General features: G+C 64.4%; 13 protein-coding genes and 2 riboswitches. Of the genes, 9 read left to right on the top strand and 4 right to left on the bottom strand.

From position 1 onward, the window contains the following. The first annotated feature begins 5 nt into the window (after positions 1–5). A complete protein-coding gene (locus A6V37_RS09770) occupies positions 6–908 on the top strand; it encodes a c-type cytochrome (RefSeq protein WP_064267048.1) in 903 nt (300 codons plus the stop codon). Positions 909–977: 69 nt separating this feature from the next. On the opposite strand, the gene A6V37_RS09765 is transcribed toward A6V37_RS09770, so the two are convergent. Both A6V37_RS09765 and A6V37_RS09760 read right to left on the bottom strand, forming a co-directional pair. Next, positions 978–1,547: a hypothetical protein gene (locus tag A6V37_RS09765; protein ID WP_064267047.1), complete on the bottom strand. Its 570-nt coding sequence runs from the start codon at positions 1,545–1,547 to the stop codon at positions 978–980. 132 nt (positions 1,548–1,679) lie between these two features. Further along, entirely contained in the window at positions 1,680–3,770 is a 2,091-nt protein-coding gene (locus A6V37_RS09760; RefSeq protein WP_064267046.1) for a UvrD-helicase domain-containing protein, read from the bottom strand. Between the two features lie 402 nt (positions 3,771–4,172). Here A6V37_RS09760 and A6V37_RS09755 point away from each other — a divergent pair, with 402 nt between their 5' ends. The 8 genes from A6V37_RS09755 (at position 4,173) to A6V37_RS09720 (ending at position 15,459) form a co-directional block, all read left to right on the top strand. Continuing rightward, positions 4,173–5,222, top strand: coding sequence for an oxidoreductase (locus tag A6V37_RS09755; protein ID WP_064267045.1), 1,050 nt, complete (start codon positions 4,173–4,175; stop codon positions 5,220–5,222). A gap of 198 nt (positions 5,223–5,420) precedes the next feature. Next, entirely contained in the window at positions 5,421–5,780 is a 360-nt protein-coding gene (locus tag A6V37_RS09750; protein ID WP_064267044.1) for a hypothetical protein, read from the top strand. Positions 5,781–5,926: 146 nt separating this feature from the next. Further along, a riboswitch (glycine riboswitch) is annotated at positions 5,927–6,027 on the top strand. 35 nt (positions 6,028–6,062) lie between these two features. Continuing rightward, positions 6,063–6,215, top strand: a riboswitch (glycine riboswitch). A gap of 80 nt (positions 6,216–6,295) precedes the next feature. Continuing rightward, positions 6,296–7,414 (top strand): glycine cleavage system aminomethyltransferase GcvT, encoded by a 1,119-nt coding sequence (gcvT, locus tag A6V37_RS09745; RefSeq protein ID WP_064285943.1) that lies wholly within the window; start codon positions 6,296–6,298, stop codon positions 7,412–7,414. Positions 7,415–7,479: 65 nt separating this feature from the next. Beyond that, positions 7,480–7,860 (top strand): glycine cleavage system protein GcvH, encoded by a 381-nt coding sequence (gene gcvH / locus A6V37_RS09740; RefSeq protein WP_064267042.1) that lies wholly within the window; start codon positions 7,480–7,482, stop codon positions 7,858–7,860. Positions 7,861–7,929: 69 nt separating this feature from the next. Continuing rightward, entirely contained in the window at positions 7,930–10,866 is a 2,937-nt protein-coding gene (gene gcvP, locus A6V37_RS09735; RefSeq protein ID WP_064285942.1) for an aminomethyl-transferring glycine dehydrogenase, read from the top strand. Positions 10,867–10,981: 115 nt separating this feature from the next. After that, entirely contained in the window at positions 10,982–12,097 is a 1,116-nt protein-coding gene (locus tag A6V37_RS09730) for an alginate lyase family protein (protein ID WP_064267040.1), read from the top strand. Positions 12,098–12,127: 30 nt separating this feature from the next. Next, positions 12,128–13,516 carry an L-serine ammonia-lyase gene (locus A6V37_RS09725; protein WP_064267039.1) on the top strand — a complete coding sequence of 463 codons (1,389 nt, stop codon included), beginning with the start codon at positions 12,128–12,130 and terminating at the stop codon, positions 13,514–13,516. Positions 13,517–13,740: 224 nt separating this feature from the next. Next, positions 13,741–15,459: a thiamine pyrophosphate-binding protein gene (locus tag A6V37_RS09720; RefSeq protein ID WP_064267038.1), complete on the top strand. Its 1,719-nt coding sequence runs from the start codon at positions 13,741–13,743 to the stop codon at positions 15,457–15,459. 89 nt (positions 15,460–15,548) lie between these two features. Here the strand turns inward: A6V37_RS09720 and A6V37_RS09715 are convergent, their stop codons facing one another. Together A6V37_RS09715 and putA are read right to left on the bottom strand one after the other, a co-directional pair. Continuing rightward, positions 15,549–16,697, bottom strand: coding sequence for a branched-chain amino acid ABC transporter substrate-binding protein (locus tag A6V37_RS09715; protein WP_064267037.1), 1,149 nt, complete (start codon positions 16,695–16,697; stop codon positions 15,549–15,551). An 87-nt stretch (positions 16,698–16,784) separates the two neighbouring features. Beyond that, on the bottom strand, positions 16,785–20,714 hold the full coding sequence (gene putA / locus A6V37_RS09710; RefSeq protein ID WP_064285941.1) for a trifunctional transcriptional regulator/proline dehydrogenase/L-glutamate gamma-semialdehyde dehydrogenase: 3,930 nt from the start codon (positions 20,712–20,714) through the stop codon (positions 16,785–16,787). Between the last annotated feature and the right edge of the window lie 130 nt (positions 20,715–20,844).

The raw sequence follows: 20,844 nt of genomic DNA, 5'->3' as shown, positions 1-20,844 counted from the left end.
CAAGCATGAGCGAAGCACCACACGGAGCCCCTATCAAGACCCCCGGGCAGCTCATTGCCGCGGTCATTGCCAGTTTCGCGGTCCCGATCGTCATCATCGTGCTGCTGGTGATCTACGTCGATAACTCGACTCGCACCGGCGCCGGCACCGACTCACTCTCCGAAGCCGAAGTCACGGCCCGCATCAAGCCGCTTGCCCAGGTCGACATTCGCGACGCCAATGCGCCGCGCGTCTACAAGACCGGCGAAGAGGTCTACAAGGCGGTCTGCTCCGCGTGCCACGCCTCGGGTGCGGCAGGCGCGCCGAAATTCACCAATACCGCCGACTGGGCGCCGCGCATCGCGCAGGGCTTCGACACGCTGCTGCACACCGCCCTCACCGGCAAGGGCGCCATGCCGCCGCGCGGCGGCACCAGCCCGGACGACTACAGCGACTTCGAAATCGCTCGCGCCGTGACCTATATGGCGAACAATTCCGGGGCAAGCTTCCCTGAACCGGCGCAGCCGGCAGCGGGCGCGGCGGCGGCTTCCGGTGCAGTTGCTGCGGCGGCGCCGGCGGGTGCTTCGGACGCAGGCGCCGCGCAAGCCGCCGCTGCTGCGGTGGCCGCCCTGGCCAGCGTGCCGCAAGCGGCCGCACCGGCAGCGGGCGCCGCAACGAGCGCGGACGCGTCCCAAGCCGGCAAGGCGCTGTATCAACAGGTCTGCCAGGCCTGTCACGCGGCCGGCGTACTGAACGCGCCGAAATACGGCGACAAGGATGCCTGGGCATCGCGTCTGAAAGACCCGATGGACACGATCTACAACTACGCGCTGCACGGCAAGGGCGCCATGCCTCCGAAGGGCGGCTCGACCGCCTCCGACGCAGACGTCAAGGCCGCCGTCGACTACATGGTCAGCGCGGTCAAGTAGTCCGTCCGCACGCGGCGCTCGCCGCGTAACAAAAAAATCCCTGCGCCGCGGCTACGCGAGCAGGGATTTTTACTTGGCAGCCACTGCCGGACGGCTGAACGCTTCGACAAAGGCCAACTCCGGCGTGCTGCTAGCGAGTGCGGCGAAACGCGCGTGCAAAGCGGCGGGCGTGAGCCACGGATAAGCCATGTCCGCTTGCAACTTCTCGAGCAACGCACCATCGGCGTCGGGTACGACGTCCATGCGCGCGATATGGATGTGAAACGCCGTCACAGCCGGCGTCTCATTGAACGTCCACGTGTACACACCGTGGCCGACGCGCAGTGCCCCGGTCGCCGGCTCGCGCATCAGGACCAGCCAGGGCAGCGCGTCGATCACGCCGTCATGCACGGCGAGCGAATCGCACACGTAATACGTGCGGCATCGCGTGTACTGAGCGCCAAAATCAGTGACGAGCGTCTTCGCGATAGCTTGAGCGCCGATGGTACGCGCCGGGAAAGCAATCGCCGACGTCGCAAGTGAGATGCTGAGCACCGCGTCAGCGGCAAAGGCTTCGGGGATAAGTTGCGCGCGCGTGTTGTCTTTCGCGTCGATGTACGTGTCGAGTGCGCTTCGATAGCGTGCGAGCGGCGGGGTCATGAGTGCGGACTCCGATTGACGTCCATCGGCTTCGTGCCGACGAGCCGTGCCACTCTATCGCGAGCGCCCGGCCAAACCGCTGAAGCACCTGCCGCGCGCGGGGTCTTGCTCCGGCCGTAGAACACGCGTCACTCAGGGTTTCTGCAACAGCGCCTTCAAACTCGCGAGCCGGTCTTTCGGCGACATCGGCGCTTCTTCGGGCGTGGGCGGCGGCGCATCGTCGAGCAGCATTTCAGGAATGAAGCGCGACGGCTCGCACACCACCGTCTCTCTAGCGCGCTTGCGCTTCTTGCACCAGTTCAGATGCAGGCTGCGCTGCGCACGGGTGATCGCCACATACATCAAACGGCGCTCTTCCTCGATGCGCGCGTCGTCGATCGGTTCGTCGTCGGGGCCGCCGCGATGCGGCATGATGCCTTCCTCAACGCCCACCAGGAACACGTGCGGATACTCCAGGCCCTTCGACGCGTGCACCGTCGAAAGGCGCACCGCATCCGGATCTTCCTCGCGGCCCTCGAGCATCGACATCAGCGCGACGGTCTGAATCAGGCCGAGCAGGTTCTTGCCGGTGTCGCCGAGACCGTCGGCGGTGTCGTAGCCGGTCGCTTCACTCTCTCCTGCCCCTTCGGGCTCGGCCTTGGTGCCTTTGCGCTTCAGCCACTCGAGGAACTCCAGCACGTTTTGCCACTTGGACTGCGCCTGACGTTCATCGAACGCATCGTAGAGATAGGCTTCGTAGTGGATCGCGTCCATCAATTCGTCGAGCAGCGTGCCGGCGGCGTCCTTCTCCGCGCGATCGGTAAGGCGTTGCATGAAGTCGCAGAACACGCGCATCGGCTCGATCTGCCGCGGCGACAGACGCGCCTCGATGCCGCCCATGTACACCGCTTCGAACAACGACACCTTCGCCTGCCCCGCGAACGAGCCGAGCGCTTCGAGCGTGGTATTGCCGACGCCGCGCCGCGGCGTGGTGATTGCGCGGATGAACGCGGGGTCGTCGTTCGCATTGGCGATCAGCCGCAAATACGCGCAGATGTCCTTGATCTCGGCTTTGTCGAAGAACGATTGGCCGCCGGACAGCACGTACGGTATCCGTTCACGCCGCAGCACCTGTTCGAAGATGCGCGCCTGGAAGTTGCCGCGATACAGGATCGCGTAGTCGCGGAAATTCGCGCGCCGCTCGAACTTGTGCGCGGACAGGCGGAACACCACGGACTCGGCCTCGTGTTCTTCGTCGTTGCATGGGGTGACGGTGATCGTGTCGCCCATGCCGTGCTCGGACCAGAGCTTCTTTTCGAACAGCTTCGGGTTGTTCGCGATCACGTTGTTCGCGGCGGTGAGAATGCGCACCGTCGAGCGGTAGTTCTGCTCCAGCTTGATCAGATGCAGCTTCGGAAAATCCTTGCTGAGCTGCCCAAGATTTTCGAGCGTGGCGCCGCGCCAGCCGTAGATGGCCTGATCGTCGTCGCCAACCGCCGTGAACGCGGCGCGCTTGCCGGCCAGCAGTTTCACCAGTTCGTACTGGCAGGCGTTCGTGTCCTGATACTCGTCGATCAGCAGATAGCGCAATTTGTTCTGCCAGCGGTCGCGCACCTGCTCGTTTTTCTCGAAGAGCTCGGCGGGCAGGCGGATCAGATCGTCGAAGTCGACCGCCTGATACGCGTGCAGCGTTGCCACATAGTTGCGATAGACGATCGCGGCCTGATGTTCGTCCTCGTTGGCGGCAATCGCGATCGCCTGCTCGGGCATGATCATGCCGTTCTTCCACAGCGAGATGATCGACTGGATCTTGCGGATGAAGCCCTTGTCCGTCGAGCCGACCTGCTCCTGGATCATGCCGAAGCAGTCGTCAGAATCCATGATCGAGAACTGCGGCTTCAGGCCGACGTGTTCCGCCTCCTGCCGCAGAATCTGCACGCCAAGCGAGTGGAAGGTGCACACCGTCAACTGGTTGACGGGCACCTTGCGCCCTTCCTTGCCGGGCGTGGTAAGCGTCTTGCCTTCGAGCAGCTTGCCCACGCGCTCACGCATTTCCAACGCGGCCTTGTTCGTGAACGTGACGGCGGCGATGTGGCGCGGCTCGAAGCCCTTGGCCTCGATCAGGTGCGCGATCTTCTGCGTAATCACGCGCGTCTTGCCGCTGCCTGCGCCGGCGAGCACGAGACACGGACCGTCGAGATAACGGACCGCTTCATTTTGAGCGGGGTTCAGGCCTGCGGACATCGTCTGTGGATGGGTAATGCGGTTGAGGGCGCGGCGGCGCGATATCGCCGGCCGAAGGCCCGGGGGCGTGCTGCGCGGCGCCGGCGGCTGGGACGGACGCCCCTTGCTGTGCAAGGGTGGCCGGGCCCGCTGCGGTTCGCGCGAGAGGAGCGATGTTAACACGGATGGATTCGACGGATAGATTCGACGGATAGATTCGACGGATGGAAGCGGCAGACGGATACGCCAGATGGATGCGACAGCCCCCGCGACCGGCGCCCTGAACAGACAACCGCGGCCCATCACGGCGACGGACTCCCGCAATGGCGCCGACGGTCCGTCTTCAGGACATGCCACAATTACGGTGTTGCGCGCCGTCGCCGCGGTGGCAAAGCGGCGCGCCGTTTTTGCAGGAAGACACGCATGTCCGCATCGCTGAAGATTGGATTGATGGGTTACGGTTTTGCCGGCGCGACTTTTCATGCGCCGGTGATCGAGCACTGCGGCCGCGCGAGCGTCGCGGCCGTCGCCACGAGTCAGCCCGAGCGCGCGCTCGCCGACTATCCGCATACCAAGGTCGTGGCCGATCTCGACGCGCTGCTCGCGCTGGATGAAATCGAGTGCATCGTGATCGCCACGCCCAACGACACGCACTTCGACCTGGCGCGCCGCACGCTGGAAGCCGGCAAGCACGTGGTGGTCGACAAGCCGGTCACGCTGAACGCCGCCGACGCCCACACGCTCGCCAACATCGCGCTCGCCCGCGGCAAGCTTTTCATGCCGTTTCACAACCGCCGCTGGGACGGTGACTTTCTGACCGTGCGCGAACTGCTCGCAAGCGGACAGTTGGGCCGTATCACGCAATACGAATCGCATTTCGACCGTTTCCGGCCGGAAGTGCGGCAGCGTTGGCGCGAGGAAGCGTCACGCGGCGGCGGCTTGCTGCTGGACCTCGGGCCGCACCTGGTCGACCAGGCGCTGGCCTTGTTCGGTGCCCCGCAGACCGTGTCGGCGACGGTGCGCACGCATCGCGACGAGGCCAGCGCGCCGGACTACGTCCATATTCAGCTCGGCTACGGCGAGTTCGAGGTGGTCTTGCACGCGAGCGCGCTGACCGCGCTGGTCGCGCCCCGCTTCACGATCCACGGTACACGCGGAAGCTACGTGAAAAATGGGCTCGACACGCAGGAAGATCAGCTGAAGGCAGGCCTGCGGCCGGGCGATGAAGGCTTCGGCGCCGGTAATGCCGCGGGTCTGGTGCGCGTGCTCGAAGGCGATCAGGAAGTCGAGCGCGAACTTCCAACGCGCAACGGGGACTACGTGGGCTTTTATATTGCGGTGGCCGATGCGATCCAGAACGGCGTGAAATTCCCGGTCAGCGCACAGGACGCCGTCGACGTAATGACAATTATCGAACTCGCCGCCCGGAGTTCGGAAGAAGGCGTCCGGCTGCCGTTCGAACGCATTCGCTGAGGGTTTGGCCCGCGCGGCGCAACGGCTTGTGTACCAAAAAAGTCCACTTGCTGGCAACGCCGCGCCGGCCTCAAACCTGACATGGACGAAAGGAACATAACGTTACAAATAAGGCCGCGCCCCCGGTCAGCGCGATCACGCCATCATCCGTTGCTACCCGAGTAGCACCACAAAACGACAACGACTTCCGGAGTGTCCATGCCCCGTACCATCCGCGCGCTAGCCGCATGCGCCCTGCTCAGCTCACTCGCCGCCTGCGTGGTGGCGCCGACTCAACCCGCACCAGCACCGGCGCCGCGCCCTAACCCGCAGCAGATCGCGCAGCAGCGTCTCTTTCAGGTCGACGGCCGCATCGACAATCTCGGGCGCCGTATCGACAATCGCGTGAATCAGGGCTATTACCCGCCCCCGCAAGGCGGTGCGCTGCATCATCGCCTCGACGTGATCCGCCAGGAAGCGCACGACATGGCCGCGCAACACGGCGGCGGCCTGTCCGGCGACGAACAGCGCGTGCTGAACCAGGAACTGGACAACGCGGCTCACGCCATCGGGGAATAAGCGCGCCAGTCCAGGCACCGAAGCAGAAATAAGCGCGGGCATGACGTCCCGCGCTTTTTTTTGAGCTCCGCGCAAGCGCCGCGCCGGCCCCGGCGCGCCTCCGGGGGGCCTTTAATTGACAAGCCCCCGGCCCTCGCGTACATTCGCCGCACGCGTCGGGAGAGCGCGCTGGCCGCTAATCACCGCAGGCCGCGCCGCCGAAGGGGCACACCCGCAAACTCTCAGGCAAAAGGACCGACCGCGTCGAAAAACCCCGCGTTGAAGCAGCATCAAGGCAGCGGTTTTTCGCACTCTGGAGAGCGGCAGTAGCCGTCTGCATCGTTCAAACATGCAGATCTGGCAGGCTGCCCACCGAAGGGGCGCGCGTTTCACCGTGACGAATTCACGTTCTCACGGCGGCGCAATCTCTCAGGTATCGAGGACAGAGGGGTCATGCAGCACCACGCTCGCAGGCAGCACGCCGCGAGGCGTTGCGGCGCATGCCCTTTTTTGTTTCGCGAGATGCCCGAGGCCCCATGACCGAACTCAAACACACCCCGCTCAACGCCACCCATCGTGCGCTCAATGCCCGCATGGTCGATTTCGGCGGCTGGGACATGCCTGTCAACTACGGCTCGCAGATCGACGAACACCGCGCCGTGCGCACCGACGCCGGCATGTTCGACGTCTCGCACATGTGCGTCGTCGATTTCACCGGCGAGCGCGTGCGCGCCTTTTTCGAGTACGCGCTCGCCAATAACGTCGCCAAGCTGCAAACGCCTGGCCGCGCGCTCTATTCCTGCCTGCTGAACCCGAACGGCGGCGTGATCGACGACCTGATCGTCTATTACTTCGGTGAAGATCACTTCCGCCTGGTCGTCAACGCCGGCACCGCCGACAAAGACATCGCCTGGTTCGGCCAGCTCAACGCCGAAGGCGGCTTCGGCCTGACCATCACGCCGCGCCGCGATTACGCGATCGTCGCCGTTCAAGGCCCGAACGCGCGCGAAAAATTCTGGCAAACCGTGCCCGCCACGCGCGCCGCCACCGAAGCACTCAAGCCCTTCAACGCCGCGCGTGTCGAAGGCACGCCGTTCGGCGAGCTGACGGTCGCCCGCACCGGCTACACCGGGGAAGACGGCTTCGAAATCATCGTCCCGGCAGATCAGGTGATCGCGCTGTGGAACGCGCTGCAGGCGCAAGGCGTGCGCCCGGCCGGTCTCGGCGCGCGCGACACGCTGCGCCTAGAAGCCGGCATGAATCTGTACGGCCAGGACATGGACGACAACGTCTCGCCGCTCGACGCCGGCCTTGCCTGGACCGTCGACCTCACCGCGCCGCGCGACTTCGTGGGCAAGGGCAAGCTTGAAGCAAATGGCTCGCAGGCTGCGTTCGTCGGCTTGATTCTCCTGAAGGAGAACGGCAAGGCGGCAGGCGTGCTGCGCGCGCATCAGAAAGTCGTCACGCCGCACGGCGAAGGCGAAATTACCAGCGGCACTTTTTCACCGACCATGCAGGAATCGATCGCCTTCGCGCGCGTCCCCAAGGGCGTGCAGCCGGGCGACACCGTTCACGTTCAGATTCGTGACAAGAACGTTCCCGCAAGCGTGGTAAAACTGCCGTTCGTACGCAACGGTAAAGTGCTCGCGGTTTAAGCAGCCGGCGCGTGCGTCAATTCACTTTTAAGTTCTTACCGAATCACACCGCATAGGAGCATCCGATGAGCATCCCGGCCGATCTGAAATACACCGAATCGCACGAATGGGTCCGCACCGAAGCGGACGGCACGCTGACGGTCGGTATTACCGACCACGCGCAAGAAGCGCTCGGCGACATCGTCTTCTTCGAAGTCCAGGCACTGGGCAAGACCGTGGACGCGGGCGACACCGTCGCCGTGATCGAGTCGGTGAAAGCCGCCTCCGATATTTACGCGCCGGTCTCGGGCGAAATCATCGAAGCGAACACGGCCGTGGCCGACACGCCGGATGAGGTCAACAGCTCGCCGTATGACAGCTGGCTCTTCAAGATCAAGCCGGCCGCGGGCGCCTCGCAAGACCGTCTGATTGACGCCGACGCGTACTCGAAGTCGATCGGCGCCTGATTCACTATTCGTTAAACCGTCAGGTGCGGCGGCCATCAAGCATGGCGCGCCGCACCGCCAGGAACACCCATGAAGCTCGAACACCCGGATCGTCTGATGAACCGCACTCCTCTCTCGCTCGCCGCGCTCGAAGTGCATGACGCCTTCGCCGAACGGCACATCGGCCCGGATGCGGCCGACCAGCAGGCGATGCTCGACGCCCTCGGTTTCGCGTCGCGCGCCGCGCTGATTGACGCCGTCATTCCGAAGACGATCCGCCGCACCGAAACGCTGCCGCTCGGCCCCTTCGCGCAACCGAAGAGCGAAGCCGAAGCGCTCGCCGCGCTGCGTGAACTCGCGGACAAGAACCAGGTGTTCCGCTCGTACATCGGGCAGGGCTATTACAACGCGCATACACCGACGGTGATCCTGCGCAACGTGCTGGAAAATCCGGCGTGGTACACCGCGTACACGCCGTATCAGCCGGAAATCTCGCAAGGCCGTCTGGAAGCGCTCTTGAACTTCCAGCAGATGGTCGTCGACCTGACCGGTCTGGCGATCTCGAACGCGTCGCTGCTCGACGAAGCCACCGCCGCGGCTGAAGCCATGACGCTGCTGCAGCGCATCGGCAAGCCGAAGTCGAATGTTTTCTTCGTGGCGGACGACGTGCTGCCGCAAACCATCGAAGTGGTGAAAACGCGCGCCACGCCGGTCGGCATCGAAGTGAAAGTGGGCCCGGCCGCGGACGCCGCGAACGCGAATGCGTTCGGCGTGCTGCTGCAATACCCGGGCGTGAACGGCGACGTGCGCGACTACCGCGCGCTGACCGAAGCCATCCACGCAGCCGGCGGCCACGTGGTGGTCGCCGCCGATCTGCTCGCGCTGACGGTGCTCACGCCGCCGGGCGAATGGGGCGCGGACGTGGCCGTCGGCAATACGCAGCGCTTTGGCGTGCCGGTGGGCTTCGGCGGCCCGCACGCGGCTTACCTCGCCGTGCGCGACGAATTCAAGCGCCAGATGCCGGGCCGCCTCGTTGGCGTGACCGTCGATGCGCAAGGCAATCCCGCGCTGCGCCTCGCGCTGCAAACGCGTGAACAACATATCCGCCGCGAGAAGGCGACCTCGAACGTGTGCACCGCGCAAGCGCTGCTCGCGATCATGGCCAGCATGTATGCGGTCTATCATGGCCCGCACGGTCTGAAGGCGATCGCGCTGCGCGTGAACCGCATTGCCGCGCTGCTCGCAGAAGGCGCGAAGCAACTCGGCTACACGCTCGTCAACGAGACCTTCTTCGACACGCTCACGTTCGACACCGGCGCGCGCACGCAAGCGCTGCTCGACGCAGCCACGGCGAAGCGCATCAACCTGCGCCGCGTGAGTACGACGCAAGTTGGCGTGTCGATCGACGAAACCACCACGCGCCACGATCTGGCCGATCTGCTCGCTGTGTTCGCACAAGCGGCCTTCGCCAGCGACGTGCCGCAAGTCGACACGCTCGACGCCGCGATTGCCGCCTCGAACGCCTCATCGGTGCCGGCCGCGCTCGAGCGCACCAGCGCGTACCTCACGCACCATGTGTTCAACCGTCATCATTCGGAAACGGAAATGCTGCGCTATCTGCGCAGCCTGTCGGACAAGGATCTCGCGCTCGACCGCTCGATGATCCCGCTCGGCTCGTGCACGATGAAGCTGAACGCGACCTCGGAAATGCTGCCGGTCACGTGGCCCGAATTCGGCCAGATTCACCCGTTCGCACCGGCGGAGCAAACCGTCGGCTACCGCGAAATGATCGATCAGCTCGAAGCGATGCTGGTCGCGGCGACCGGCTACGCTGCGGTGTCGCTGCAGCCGAACGCCGGCTCGCAAGGCGAGTACGCCGGCTTGCTGATCATCCACGCCTATCATGCGTCGCGCGGTGAAGGGCATCGCAACGTCTGCCTGATTCCCGCCTCGGCGCACGGCACGAACCCGGCGTCGGCGCAGATGGCGGGCATGCAGGTGGTGGTGGTCGCGTGCGACGCGCAGGGCAACGTCGATATCGAAGATCTGCGCAAAAAGGCCGATCAGCACGCCGACAAACTCGCGGCGATCATGATCACGTATCCGTCCACGCACGGCGTGTTCGAGCAGAACGTCCGCGAAATCTGCGACATCGTGCATGCGCACGGCGGCCAGGTGTACGTGGACGGCGCGAACATGAACGCGATGGTCGGTCTGACGGCGCCGGGCCAGTTCGGCGGCGACGTCTCGCACCTGAACCTGCACAAAACCTTCTGCATTCCGCACGGCGGCGGCGGACCGGGCGTCGGTCCGGTCGCCGTCGGCGCGCACCTCGCGCAGTTCCTGCCGAACCAGATCTCGTCGGGTTATGAGCGCACGCCGAACGGCATTGGCGCCGTCTCGGGCGCACCGTACGGTTCGGCTTCGATCCTGCCGATCTCATGGATGTACATCGCGATGATGGGCGCGAAGAATCTCACCGCCGCAACCGAAACCGCGATCCTCAACGCGAACTACGTCGCGAACAAGCTCGCCCCGCATTATCCGGTGCTGTATTCTGGCCCGGGCGGACTGGTCGCGCACGAGTGCATTCTGGACCTGCGCCCGATCAAGGACACGAGCGGCATCACCGTGGACGACGTCGCCAAGCGTCTGGCCGACTACGGCTTCCACGCGCCGACCATGAGCTTCCCGGTGCCGGGCACGCTGATGGTCGAGCCGACCGAGTCGGAATCGAAGGAAGAACTCGACCGTTTCATTGAAGCGATGATCGCGATCCGCGAGGAAATCCGCGCGGTGGAAGAAGGCCGTTCGGACCGCGAGGACAATCCTCGGAAGCACGCGCCGCACACCGCGGCCGTGGTGATCGCTAACGACTGGAAGCATGGCTATGCGCGCGAAACCGCCGCGTATCCGCTGCCGACGCTGATCGCGAAGAAGTACTGGCCGCCGGTCGGCCGTGCGGACAACGTGTACGGCGACCGCAATCTGTTCTGCTCCTGCGTGCCGATCGCCGACTACGAGTAAGCGTGACGCCGTCGCGCGCCGCCCGCAGGTTTTAAGCGGACGGCGCGCAGTTCTGTCGTTCGTGGCCGCAAACGGCTAACATCTCACACCGAATCAGCCAAACGAGGAGTTTCGCATGGCGCGAAAGGTGCGATTGATGCAAAGCCAGGCTCAGGCGTGGCGGCGCGCCGGCATACTGCTGCTGGCCGGCGCCGCCGTGCTGCTGCCGCTGCGGCAGGCCCAGGCCGCGATGAATTTTTGCGCGGCGCCCGCGCTGCAAACCAGTGAGCGCACGAACGCCGATCCCGGTGTGAAAGCGCTGGTGAGCAATGTGCAGGCCCATCTGAACGACCCGCCGCACGCGCTCGTCAAACTGCACACGGAAGGCACGCTGCCGCACGAAGGCATCTACGATCAAAGCGTCGAAGCGGAAAAAGATCTCGATCTGCTGCGCGACGCCGCGCTCGCCTGGCGCGCCACCAGCGACGACCGTTATCTCAAGCTCGTCGACCGCCTCCTGTTCGCGTGGGTCACCACTTATCAGCCGAGCTTCAATCCCATCGACGAAACCCGTTTCGAAGGGTTGATTCTCGCGTACGACATGACGGCGAGCGCACTGCCTGTGAAAACACGCAATGCGTCGATGGCGTTCCTGACGAAGCTCGCGAACGGCTACATCGGACAAATCGACGCTCAGCCGCGGCCGCTCGCGGGTACGTTCAGGAACAACTGGCAGAGTCACCGGATCAAACTGATTGCGATGGCCGCGTTCACGCTCGACAACCGCAAGATGATCAATGCGGCCCAGCGCCTGTTCGTCGAGCATATTGGCGACAACATCGAGCCGGATGGCTCGACTATCGACTTCGGCGAGCGTGACGCGCTGCACTATGTCACCTACGATCTGCAGCCGCTCGTCACGGCCGCACTCTCTGCGCGCCGCCATAACCGCAACTGGCTGCCGGAGAAGGGGGCGAACGGCGCGACGTTGGCGGCCGCGCTCAACTGGTTGACGCCGTACGCGACCGGCGCCAAAACACATGAAGAATTTGTGCATTCGAACGTCGCGTTCGATGCAAAACGTCGCGAGGCCGGCTTGCCCGGCTATTCGGGCCAGTGGGACCCGAAGAACGCGACGGAGCTGTTCCACCTGGCGGCACGCCTCGACGGGCGCTATACGCCAATCGCGCTGCAGCTCGCACCGGCGCCGCCCGCGTGGCTCGCCGTGTGTTTGCCGCTGCCGGCGCGGTAAACCAACCACTCTATAAGCAGGGAGCAGTAAATGGCAGTCAGCGTGTTCGACCTCTTCAAAATCGGCATTGGTCCGTCCAGCTCGCATACGGTCGGGCCGATGCGCGCGGCGCTGATGTTCGCTCAAGGGCTTGAACGCGATGGGCTGCTTGCAGCCACCGCGTCGGTCAAAGTGGATCTGTACGGATCGCTCGGCGCGACCGGCAAGGGACACGGCACGGATCGCGGCGTCATGCTCGGCCTGATGGGCGATGCACCCGACACGGTCGACCCCGACACGATCGTGCAACGGCTCGACAACGTGCGCGCCACGCGCAAGCTCGCGCTGCTCGGCACGCACGAGGTGCCGTTCGTGCAGAAAGAGCACATTTCGTTTTATCGTCAGGCGCTGCCGGAACATCCGAACGGACTGAAGCTGCGCGCGTACGACGCTCAGGGTGAGACGCTGCGCGAATCGACCTATCTGTCGGTTGGCGGTGGTTTCGTGGTGACGGCCGGCGCGCCGAATACGAAGGTGCTGAGCGCCGTCGACCAGTTGCCGCATCCGTTTCGCAGCGGCAATGAATTGCTCGCGCTGTGCGAATCGACTGGCAAAAGCATCGCTCAGTTGATGTGGGAAAACGAGCGCGTCTGGCATACGGAAGAAGAAACGCGTGTGGGCTTGCAGAAAATCTGGGACGTGATGCAGTCGTGCGTGTCACGGGGTTGCGGCATCAACAATCCGGATGCCGACGGCACCTTGCCCGGACCGTTCCAGGTCAAACGCCGTGCGCCGCAGCTGTATCGCGCGCTGTCCGGCAATCCTGAACTCGCGCTGCGCGATCCTTTGTCGATGGTCGACTGGATCAATCTCTACGCAATCGCCGTCAACGAAGAAAATGCCGCGGGTGGGCGCGTGGTCACGGCGCCGACCAACGGCGCGGCCGGCATCATTCCGGCGGTCCTGCATTACTACACGCGCTTCATGCCGGGCTCGAACCAGCAAGGCGTGATCGACTTCCTGATGACGGCTGCAGCGATCGGCATTCTGTACAAGCTGAACGCGTCGATTTCGGGCGCTGAAGTCGGCTGCCAGGGCGAAGTGGGCGTCGCGTGCTCGATGGCGGCGGGCGCGCTCGCCGCGGTGATGGGCGGCACGCCGAGGCAGGTCGAGAACGCCGCCGAAATCGGCATGGAGCACAACCTCGGCCTCACGTGCGACCCGGTCGGCGGCATGGTGCAGATTCCGTGCATCGAGCGCAATGCGATGGCGTCGGTGAAAGCGGTCAACGCGGCACGCATGGCGTTGCGCGGCGACGGCAGCCACTATGTGTCGCTCGATTCGGTGATCAAGACCATGCGCGAAACCGGCGCGGATATGAAGACGAAGTACAAGGAAACGTCGCGCGGCGGGTTGGCGGTGAATATCGTCGAGTGCTGAAGACCACGTGTTAAGGCGGTGACGATGACGCGGGCTACGGCCCGCGTTTTTTATTGGCGCATGCGGCGCGGCGCGCTTTCTCTTTGCCGTGACCGAACCGGTTGCGCTGCGCCGTGACAGCGGCGGTGTGCTCAGCGTAAGCTGTCAAAGCGCCCATCGGCTTCGCTCGCGCCGATGCGGCAATCTCACGTCGCACTCACGCACTGTCTGGAGGCTTCATCGCAATGTCGCAGCCGAATGCTCCCGTTTCTGGTTCCGCCGCCGCCCAAACCACCGGCGCGCGTCTTATCGTCGATGCTTTGCTCACGCATGGTGTCGAACGTGTTTTTTGTGTGCCTGGCGAGAGTTTTCTCGCGGTGCTCGACTCGCTGCACGACGAGACCGAAAGCATCCAGACGATTGTGTGCCGCCACGAAGCGGCGGCGGCAAATATGGCGGAGGCGGTCGGCAAATTGACAGGGCGTCCGGGCGTCGCGATCGTCACACGTGGACCGGGTGCCACGCATGCGTCGATTGGTGTGCACACCGCGTTTCAGGACTCCACGCCGATGATCCTGCTGATTGGCCAATGCGCGCGCGAGCATCTCGACCGCGAAGCCTTCCAGGAAATCGACTATCGGCGCATGTTCGGCCAGATGGCGAAGTGGGTCGCGCAAATCGATGACCCGAAGCGTATTCCCGAGTATCTGAGCCATGCGTTTCACACGGCCACTGCCGGGCGGCCAGGACCGGTCGTGCTGTCGCTGCCGGAAGATGTGCTGAGCGACGCGTGCGAAGCCGTGGCTGGCGCGCCCGCTTATCAGCGCGTCGCGGCGTCGCCGTCAGCGGCACAGATCGAGAAGTTGCGCGTGCTGCTCGAAGGCGCGCAGCGGCCGATGGTAATCGCAGGCGGCAGCGGCTGGACGCCTGCCGCGTGTGCGGACTTTCGGCGCTTCGTCGAGAACTGGCAACTGCCGGTCGGCCTCGCGTTCCGCTTTCAGGACACGCTCGACAACGAGCATCCGAACTATGCCGGCGACGTGGGCCTGGGCATCAATCCGGCGCTCGCGCAACGTATCCGTGACGCGGATCTGCTGCTCACACTCGGCCCACGGCTAGGTGAAGCCACGACGAACGGCTACACGCTACTCGACATTCCGAAAACCAAGCAGACGCTGGTGCATGTGCATCAGGGCGCCGAGGAATTGGGGCGTGTCTATGCAGCGGACTTGCCGATCGTCTCCGGCATGCCCGAACTGGCGGCAATGCTTGCGGCGTTGAAGCCGTCCTCTGAGAAAACCGCATGGGCAGGTGCCGCGGAAGAAGCGCATCGCGCGTATCTCGACTGGCGCAAACCGCGCGCAATTCCCGGCGACGTGCAGATGGGCGAGGTGATCCAGCAGTTGCGCGCGCATCTGCCGGACGACGCAATTCTCACGAACGGTGCGGGCAATTACGCGACGTGGCTGCATCGGCATTTCTCGTATCGGCACTACCGGTCGCAGCTCGCGCCGACGAGTGGTGCGATGGGCTACGGCGTGCCGGCGGCGATCGCGGCGAAGTCGCTTTATCCGCAACGCGCTGTGGTTGCATTGGCCGGGGACGGCTGCTTCATGATGGCGGCGCAGGAGCTTGCGACGGCGATGCAGTACGACTTGCATGTGCTGTTTATCGTCGTGAATAACAGTCACTTCGGCACGATCCGGATGCACCAGGAACGGCACTATCCTGGACGGGTGCATGGCACCGGATTAACCAATCCGGACTTCGCGGCGTTCGCGCGTTCGTTCGGGGCGCATGGTGAGACGGTGGAGCGGACTGAGGATTTTCTTCCGGCACTCAAGCGTTCGATTGAAGCCAAGCGCGCTGCGGTGATCGAGATTCGCATGCCGCAGGAGGCGAGCACGCCAGGCGCGACATTGGAGCAGATTCGCGAGCAGGGGAGGAAGATGCGCGGGGAGTAGGTGTGGTGGGGTGGGAGCGGTACGGCCAACCATAAAAAAACCCCGCCGAGGCGGGGTTTCTGACATCTGGCGCAGCAGCAAAAAACCGCTTACTTGCCGCCCACGCTTTGCAGCGTCGTCCACTTGCCGTCGACAACCTTGTACAGCGTGATGCCGCCGTTCTTCAGGTCACCCTTGCCGTCGTAGGCCAGGTTAGCCGACGTCACTGCCGGCATCGAGGTCTTAGCGAGCAGCGGCAGGTACTTGGCCGGATCGGTCGAGTTCGCCTTCTTCATTGCGTCGAACATTGCCATTGCGCCGTCGTAGGCGTACGGCGAGTACGTTTGCACGTCTTCGTTGAAACGCTTCTTGTACTTTGCAACGTAGTCCTTACCACCCGGCATTTCTTCCAGCGGCAGGCCGGCGAGCGATGCCACCGTGCCGTTGGCCGCGTCACCCGCGATCTGGATGAACGTCGGCGTGTGGACCATTTCGCCGCCCATCAGCGGAGCCTTGATGCCCAGTGCCTTCATCTGCTTGACCATCGGTGCCGCTTGCGAATCCGCGCCGCCGTAATAGATCAGGTCCGGTTGCACCGACTTCAGCTTGGTCAGGATCGACTTGAAGTCCACTGCCTTGTCGTTCGTGTATTCACGATCGACGATCGTGGCGCCCGCAGCCTTCGCAGCCTTTTCGAACTGATCAGCCAGACCCTGGCCGTAGGCCGTGCGGTCGTCGACGATAGCGATCTTCTTCACGCCCAGGCTCTTGACCGCGAACGTGCCGGCGACCGAACCTTGCTGCGTGTCGGACGTCATCATGCGGAACGTGGTCTTGAAACCTTGTTGCGTGTACTCAGGCGCCGTCGCCATTGCGATTTCGGGGATGCCCGCGTTCGCGTAAATGCGCGAAGCCGGAATCGTGGTGCCCGAGTTGAAGTGGCCGAGCATGCCCTTGATGCCGTCGTCCACCAGCTTCTGCGCGACGGTCGTGCCGGTGCGCGGGTCAGCCTGGTCGTCGGCCGAGTCCAGCACGAAGCGAACCTGCTTGCCGCCGATCATCGGCTTACTTGCGTTCATGTCTTCCACGGCCAGCGTGATGCCGTTCTGGAAGTCCTTGCCGTAGTGCGCCTGCCCGCCCGTCATCGGACCGGCAAAGCCGATCTTCACGTCTTCCGTCGATTGTGCGTTGGCCGTCCCCGCCAGCGACATCGCTGCAACCAGTGCTGCGCCTGCCAGCTGTTTCATCTTGTGTTGCATAGCTTCTCCTAGGTACCAGGTGTGGATGGAGCGGCTTCGGGGTCGCCGTACCGCTTCCGTTATATTGAGTAGATCGGTAAGGTTCGCTCAACCGATCGTCATCAAATTTGCATTACCGCCTGCTGCTGCCGTATTCACGCTGACCGAACGTTCCGTCAACAGACGTTCGAGCGCGTAATCCTCATCGCCGCTTTCCAGCGCGCGCGCCGCCACGCCCTGCACCGAAACGATCGGTCCCGGACGTTTCGCGACTTCCTTCACCAGCGCCAGCAATTCATCGCTATCGCCTTCGAACAGCACCGCGTCGAACGGAGCGTCGGCGCTCTTCTTCACGCTCGCGTGGGACTTCAGCGAGGCGGGCAACTGGGCCACCAGTTGTTCACCCGCCGCACCCTCGAACAACGCGCGATTGCCCGTGGCCAGTGCCGCGGCAAACTGCACGCGCGCGCCGCTCGCGGTCGACGCAATACACAGGACCGTGCCGCGCGCGCCCAGCGTGTACGTGTTGCGCTCGCCAGTCGGCCCCGACAGGACCGCCGTTGCGCCCGCCGGCATATGCGACAGATAACCGTCGCAGCGCGCGGCCAGTTGCGGCTCGCGTTCAGCGATCAGCCAGTCGCGCAACGCGGTCAGCGCGGCGGACGGATTGTCGCCGTGGTCACCGGCTTGCGGAACATCCGCCACCAGCGCCTGCGCCAGCGACTTCGGCAAACCCGCCGGACGCGTGGCAAGCAAACGCTGCAGATACAGCGCGCCGCCTGCCTTCGGCCCCGTGCCCGACAATCCTTCACCGCCAAACGGCTGCACACCCACGACCGCGCCGATCACGTTGCGGTTCACATAAATGTTGCCGACATGCGCGCGGCTGATCACGTGAGCGATGGTTTCATCGATCCGCGTGTGGATGCCGAGCGTCAGGCCGTAACCCGTTGCGCGGATCTGTTCGAGCAGCTTGTCCAGCTGGCTGCGGCGGTAACGCACCACATGCAGCACCGGGCCGAACACTTCGCGCTTCAGTTCGTCGATGCTGTCGAGCTCGATCAGCGTCGGCGGCACGAACGTGCCTTGCGCGCAGCCTTCCGGCATCGGCAGTTGCTCGACCTTGCGGCCTTTCTCGCGCATCGCCGCGACGTGCGCGTCGATGCCGCGCTTCGCGTCGAGGTCGATCACCGGGCCGACGTCGATCGACAGGCGGTCCGGATTGCCCACGGCCAGTTCGCGCATCGCGCCCGTCAGCATCTCAAGCGTGCGGTCCGCAACGTCGTCCTGCAGACAAAGAACGCGCAACGCGGAACACCGTTGACCGGCGGAATCGAACGACGATTGCAGCACGTCCGCTACCACCTGTTCGGCGAGCGCCGACGAGTCGACGATCATCGCGTTCTGGCCGCCGGTTTCGGCGATCAGAGGAATCGGCTTGCCGTCCGGATCGAGGCGGCCCGACAGCGTCTTGTTGATCAGGCGCGCGACTTCGGTCGAACCGGTGAACATCACCGCGCGGGTACGCGGGTCGGCCACCAGCGCGGCACCTACCGTCTCGCCGTCGCCCGGCAGCAGTTGCACCGCGCCTGCCGGCACGCCGGCTTCACGCAGAATGCGCACGGCTTGCGCGGCGATCAGCGGCGTCTGTTCAGCCGGCTTCGCGAGCACCGTATTGCCTGCCGCCAGCGCGGCGGCCACCTGCCCCATGAAAATCGCCAGCGGGAAGTTCCACGGACTGATACAGACCACCGGACCAAGCGGGCGGTGCGTGTCGTTCGAGAACTCGTCGCGGATCTGCGTGGAGTAATAGCGCAAGAAGTCGATCGCTTCGCGGATTTCCGCGACCGCGTTCGCCAGCGACTTGCCGGCTTCACGCACCACCAGACCCATCAGCGTATGCATCTGCGCTTCGAGCAGATCGGCGGCACGCGCGAGGCAATCGGCCCGTGCATCGACCGGCGTGGCTTGCCAGATCGGCGCGGTGGCGACTGCATGCGCGAGCGCGGCGCTCGCGTGATCCGCGGTCGCATCGACGACGGTGCCGACGAGGTCGCGCTGGTCCGCCGGATTGCGCACGTCGCGTGCGGCGCCCACGGCGATTTCGTTGTCTTCGAGCATCGGCGCAGCGCGCCACGGATGATGCGCACTCGCCAGCAACGCCGACGACAGCGACGCCAGACGATGCTCATTCGACAGATCGAGGCCCATCGAATTGAGACGCTCGGCGCCGTACAGATTGCGCGGCAGCGGAATCTTCGCGTGCGGCGCGCCGAGCGGGACGATCTTCGAGGCTTCGTCGACCGGATCGGCGATCAGGTCCTTGATCGCGACGCTTTCATCGGCGATGCGATTCACGAACGACGTGTTCGCGCCGTTCTCCAGCAGCCGGCGCACGAGGTACGCGAGCAGCGTTTCATGCGTGCCGACCGGTGCGTACACGCGGCACGGACGGTTCAGCTTGTCGCGGCCCGTGACTTCTTCGTACAGCGGTTCACCCATGCCGTGCAGGCACTGGAACTCGTATTGGCCGGGGTAGTAGTTGTTGCCCGCGAGGTGATAGATCGCGGAGAGCGTGTGCGCGTTGTGCGTGGCGAACTGCGGATAGACCGCGTCCGGCGCGCCGAGCAGCTTCTTCGCGCAAGCGAGGTACGACACGTCCGTGTAGATCTTGCGCGTGTAGACCGGATAGCCCTCGAGGCCGTCCACCTGTGCGCGCTTGATTTCGGTGTCCCAATAAGCGCCCTTCACGAGGCGCACCATGATGCGGTGACGGCTGCGGCGCGCCAGATCGATGATGTACTCGATCACGAACGGGCAGCGCTTCTGATACGCCTGCACCACGAAGCCGATGCCGTTCCAGCCGGCCAGATCCGGATCGAAGCACAGCGCTTCGAGCAGATCCAGCGAAACTTCGAGGCGGTCCGCTTCTTCGGCGTCAATGTTCAGGCCGATGTCGTAGCGGCGCGCGAGGATCGCGAGCGAACGCACGCGCGGCAGCAGTTCGTTCATCGTGCGTTCCTGCTGCGAACGCGAGTAGCGTGCATGCAGCGCGGAGAGCTTGATCGAGATGCCGGGGCCTTCGTAAATGCCGCGGCCGCCGGCGGCCTTGCCGATCGCGTGAATCGCCTGCTCGTACGACGCGTAGTAACGTTGCGCATCGGCTTCGGTGGTGGCCGCTTCGCCGAGCATGTCATACGAGTAGCGGAAACCGCGCGCTTCATATTTGCGGCTGTTGGCGAGCGCCTCGGAGATGTTCTCACCCGTGACGAACTGCTCGCCCATCAGGCGCATCGCCATATCCACGCCCTTGCGGATCAGCGGCTCGCCGCCCTTGCCGATCAGACGCGTGAGCGCCGAGGAAAGGCTCGTTTCGCTGTTGGTCGTGACCAGCTTGCCGGTGATCATCAGGCCCCAGGTGGCGGCATTGACGAACAGCGACGGCGCTTGGCCAACGTGCGATTTCCAGTCGCCCTTGCTGATCTTGTCGCGGATCAGCGCGTCGCGCGTGGCGCGATCGGGAATGCGCAGCAGCGCTTCGGCGAGACACATGAGCGCCACGCCTTCCTGGCTCGACAGCGAGAACTCGTGAATCAGCCCTTCGACGCCGCCGCCCTTGCTCTTGGTGCGCAGCGTTTCGACGAGCTTGCCGGCCATGGCCTGCACGTCGCCCGCGAGGTTGGCTGGCAAGCGCGCCTGACCGAGCAGGAACGGCACGCACTCCGGCTCCGGACGGCGGTAAGCCGCGGTGATCGCCGCGCGCAGCACCGATTGCGGTTGCACGTTTTGCGCGAATTCGAGGAACGGGTGCGACGCACCGTCTTCGTCCTGCTCGACCGAGGCGCCATCGGCCAGATCCGCCGAACCCGTTACACCCGACAGTTCGGGCGGCAATTGACCGTGCTCGATCTTTTCGAGGTACGCGAAAATCGCCTGCTTGATGAGCCAGTGCGGAGTGCGTTCGAGGCGGGTGGCGGCGTCTTTCAGCCGGGAACGCAGGAGGTCGTCGACCTTGACGCCAAGAGTGGTGCTAGCCATGTTTCCTTCTTCGGATACCAGAATGCGCTGGCGAAAAGACTAAAAGTTGGGCGAATCGTACGCCTCCCAATAAAAAGGTGCAACCATGTTCAACGACTGGTTGCACCCCTTCAAAAGCCTTGTGTGGCGG

The organism is Paraburkholderia ginsengiterrae, from assembly GCF_001645125.1.
GTDB classification, from domain to species: domain Bacteria; phylum Pseudomonadota; class Gammaproteobacteria; order Burkholderiales; family Burkholderiaceae; genus Paraburkholderia; species Paraburkholderia ginsengiterrae.
Note: the sequence above shows the minus strand (reverse complement) of the source record. Positions and strands in the feature narration are given on the sequence as shown.

Bases quoted from the DNA above. Each gene is read 5' to 3' on its own strand.
- A6V37_RS09770 (WP_064267048.1), top strand. From the start codon at position 6: ATGAGCGAAGCACCACACGGAGCCCCTATCAAGACCCCCGGGCAGCTC.
- A6V37_RS09715 (WP_064267037.1), bottom strand. From the start codon at position 16,697: ATGCAACACAAGATGAAACAGCTGGCAGGCGCAGCACTGGTTGCAGCG.
- putA (WP_064285941.1), bottom strand. From the start codon at position 20,714: ATGGCTAGCACCACTCTTGGCGTCAAGGTCGACGACCTCCTGCGTTCC.
- gcvP (WP_064285942.1), top strand. From the start codon at position 7,930: ATGAAGCTCGAACACCCGGATCGTCTGATGAACCGCACTCCTCTCTCG.
- gcvT (WP_064285943.1), top strand. From the start codon at position 6,296: ATGACCGAACTCAAACACACCCCGCTCAACGCCACCCATCGTGCGCTC.
- A6V37_RS09750 (WP_064267044.1), top strand. From the start codon at position 5,421: ATGCCCCGTACCATCCGCGCGCTAGCCGCATGCGCCCTGCTCAGCTCA.
- gcvH (WP_064267042.1), top strand. From the start codon at position 7,480: ATGAGCATCCCGGCCGATCTGAAATACACCGAATCGCACGAATGGGTC.
- A6V37_RS09720 (WP_064267038.1), top strand. From the start codon at position 13,741: ATGTCGCAGCCGAATGCTCCCGTTTCTGGTTCCGCCGCCGCCCAAACC.
- A6V37_RS09730 (WP_064267040.1), top strand. From the start codon at position 10,982: ATGGCGCGAAAGGTGCGATTGATGCAAAGCCAGGCTCAGGCGTGGCGG.
- A6V37_RS09765 (WP_064267047.1), bottom strand. From the start codon at position 1,547: ATGACCCCGCCGCTCGCACGCTATCGAAGCGCACTCGACACGTACATC.
- A6V37_RS09725 (WP_064267039.1), top strand. From the start codon at position 12,128: ATGGCAGTCAGCGTGTTCGACCTCTTCAAAATCGGCATTGGTCCGTCC.
- A6V37_RS09755 (WP_064267045.1), top strand. From the start codon at position 4,173: ATGTCCGCATCGCTGAAGATTGGATTGATGGGTTACGGTTTTGCCGGC.
- A6V37_RS09760 (WP_064267046.1), bottom strand. From the start codon at position 3,770: ATGTCCGCAGGCCTGAACCCCGCTCAAAATGAAGCGGTCCGTTATCTC.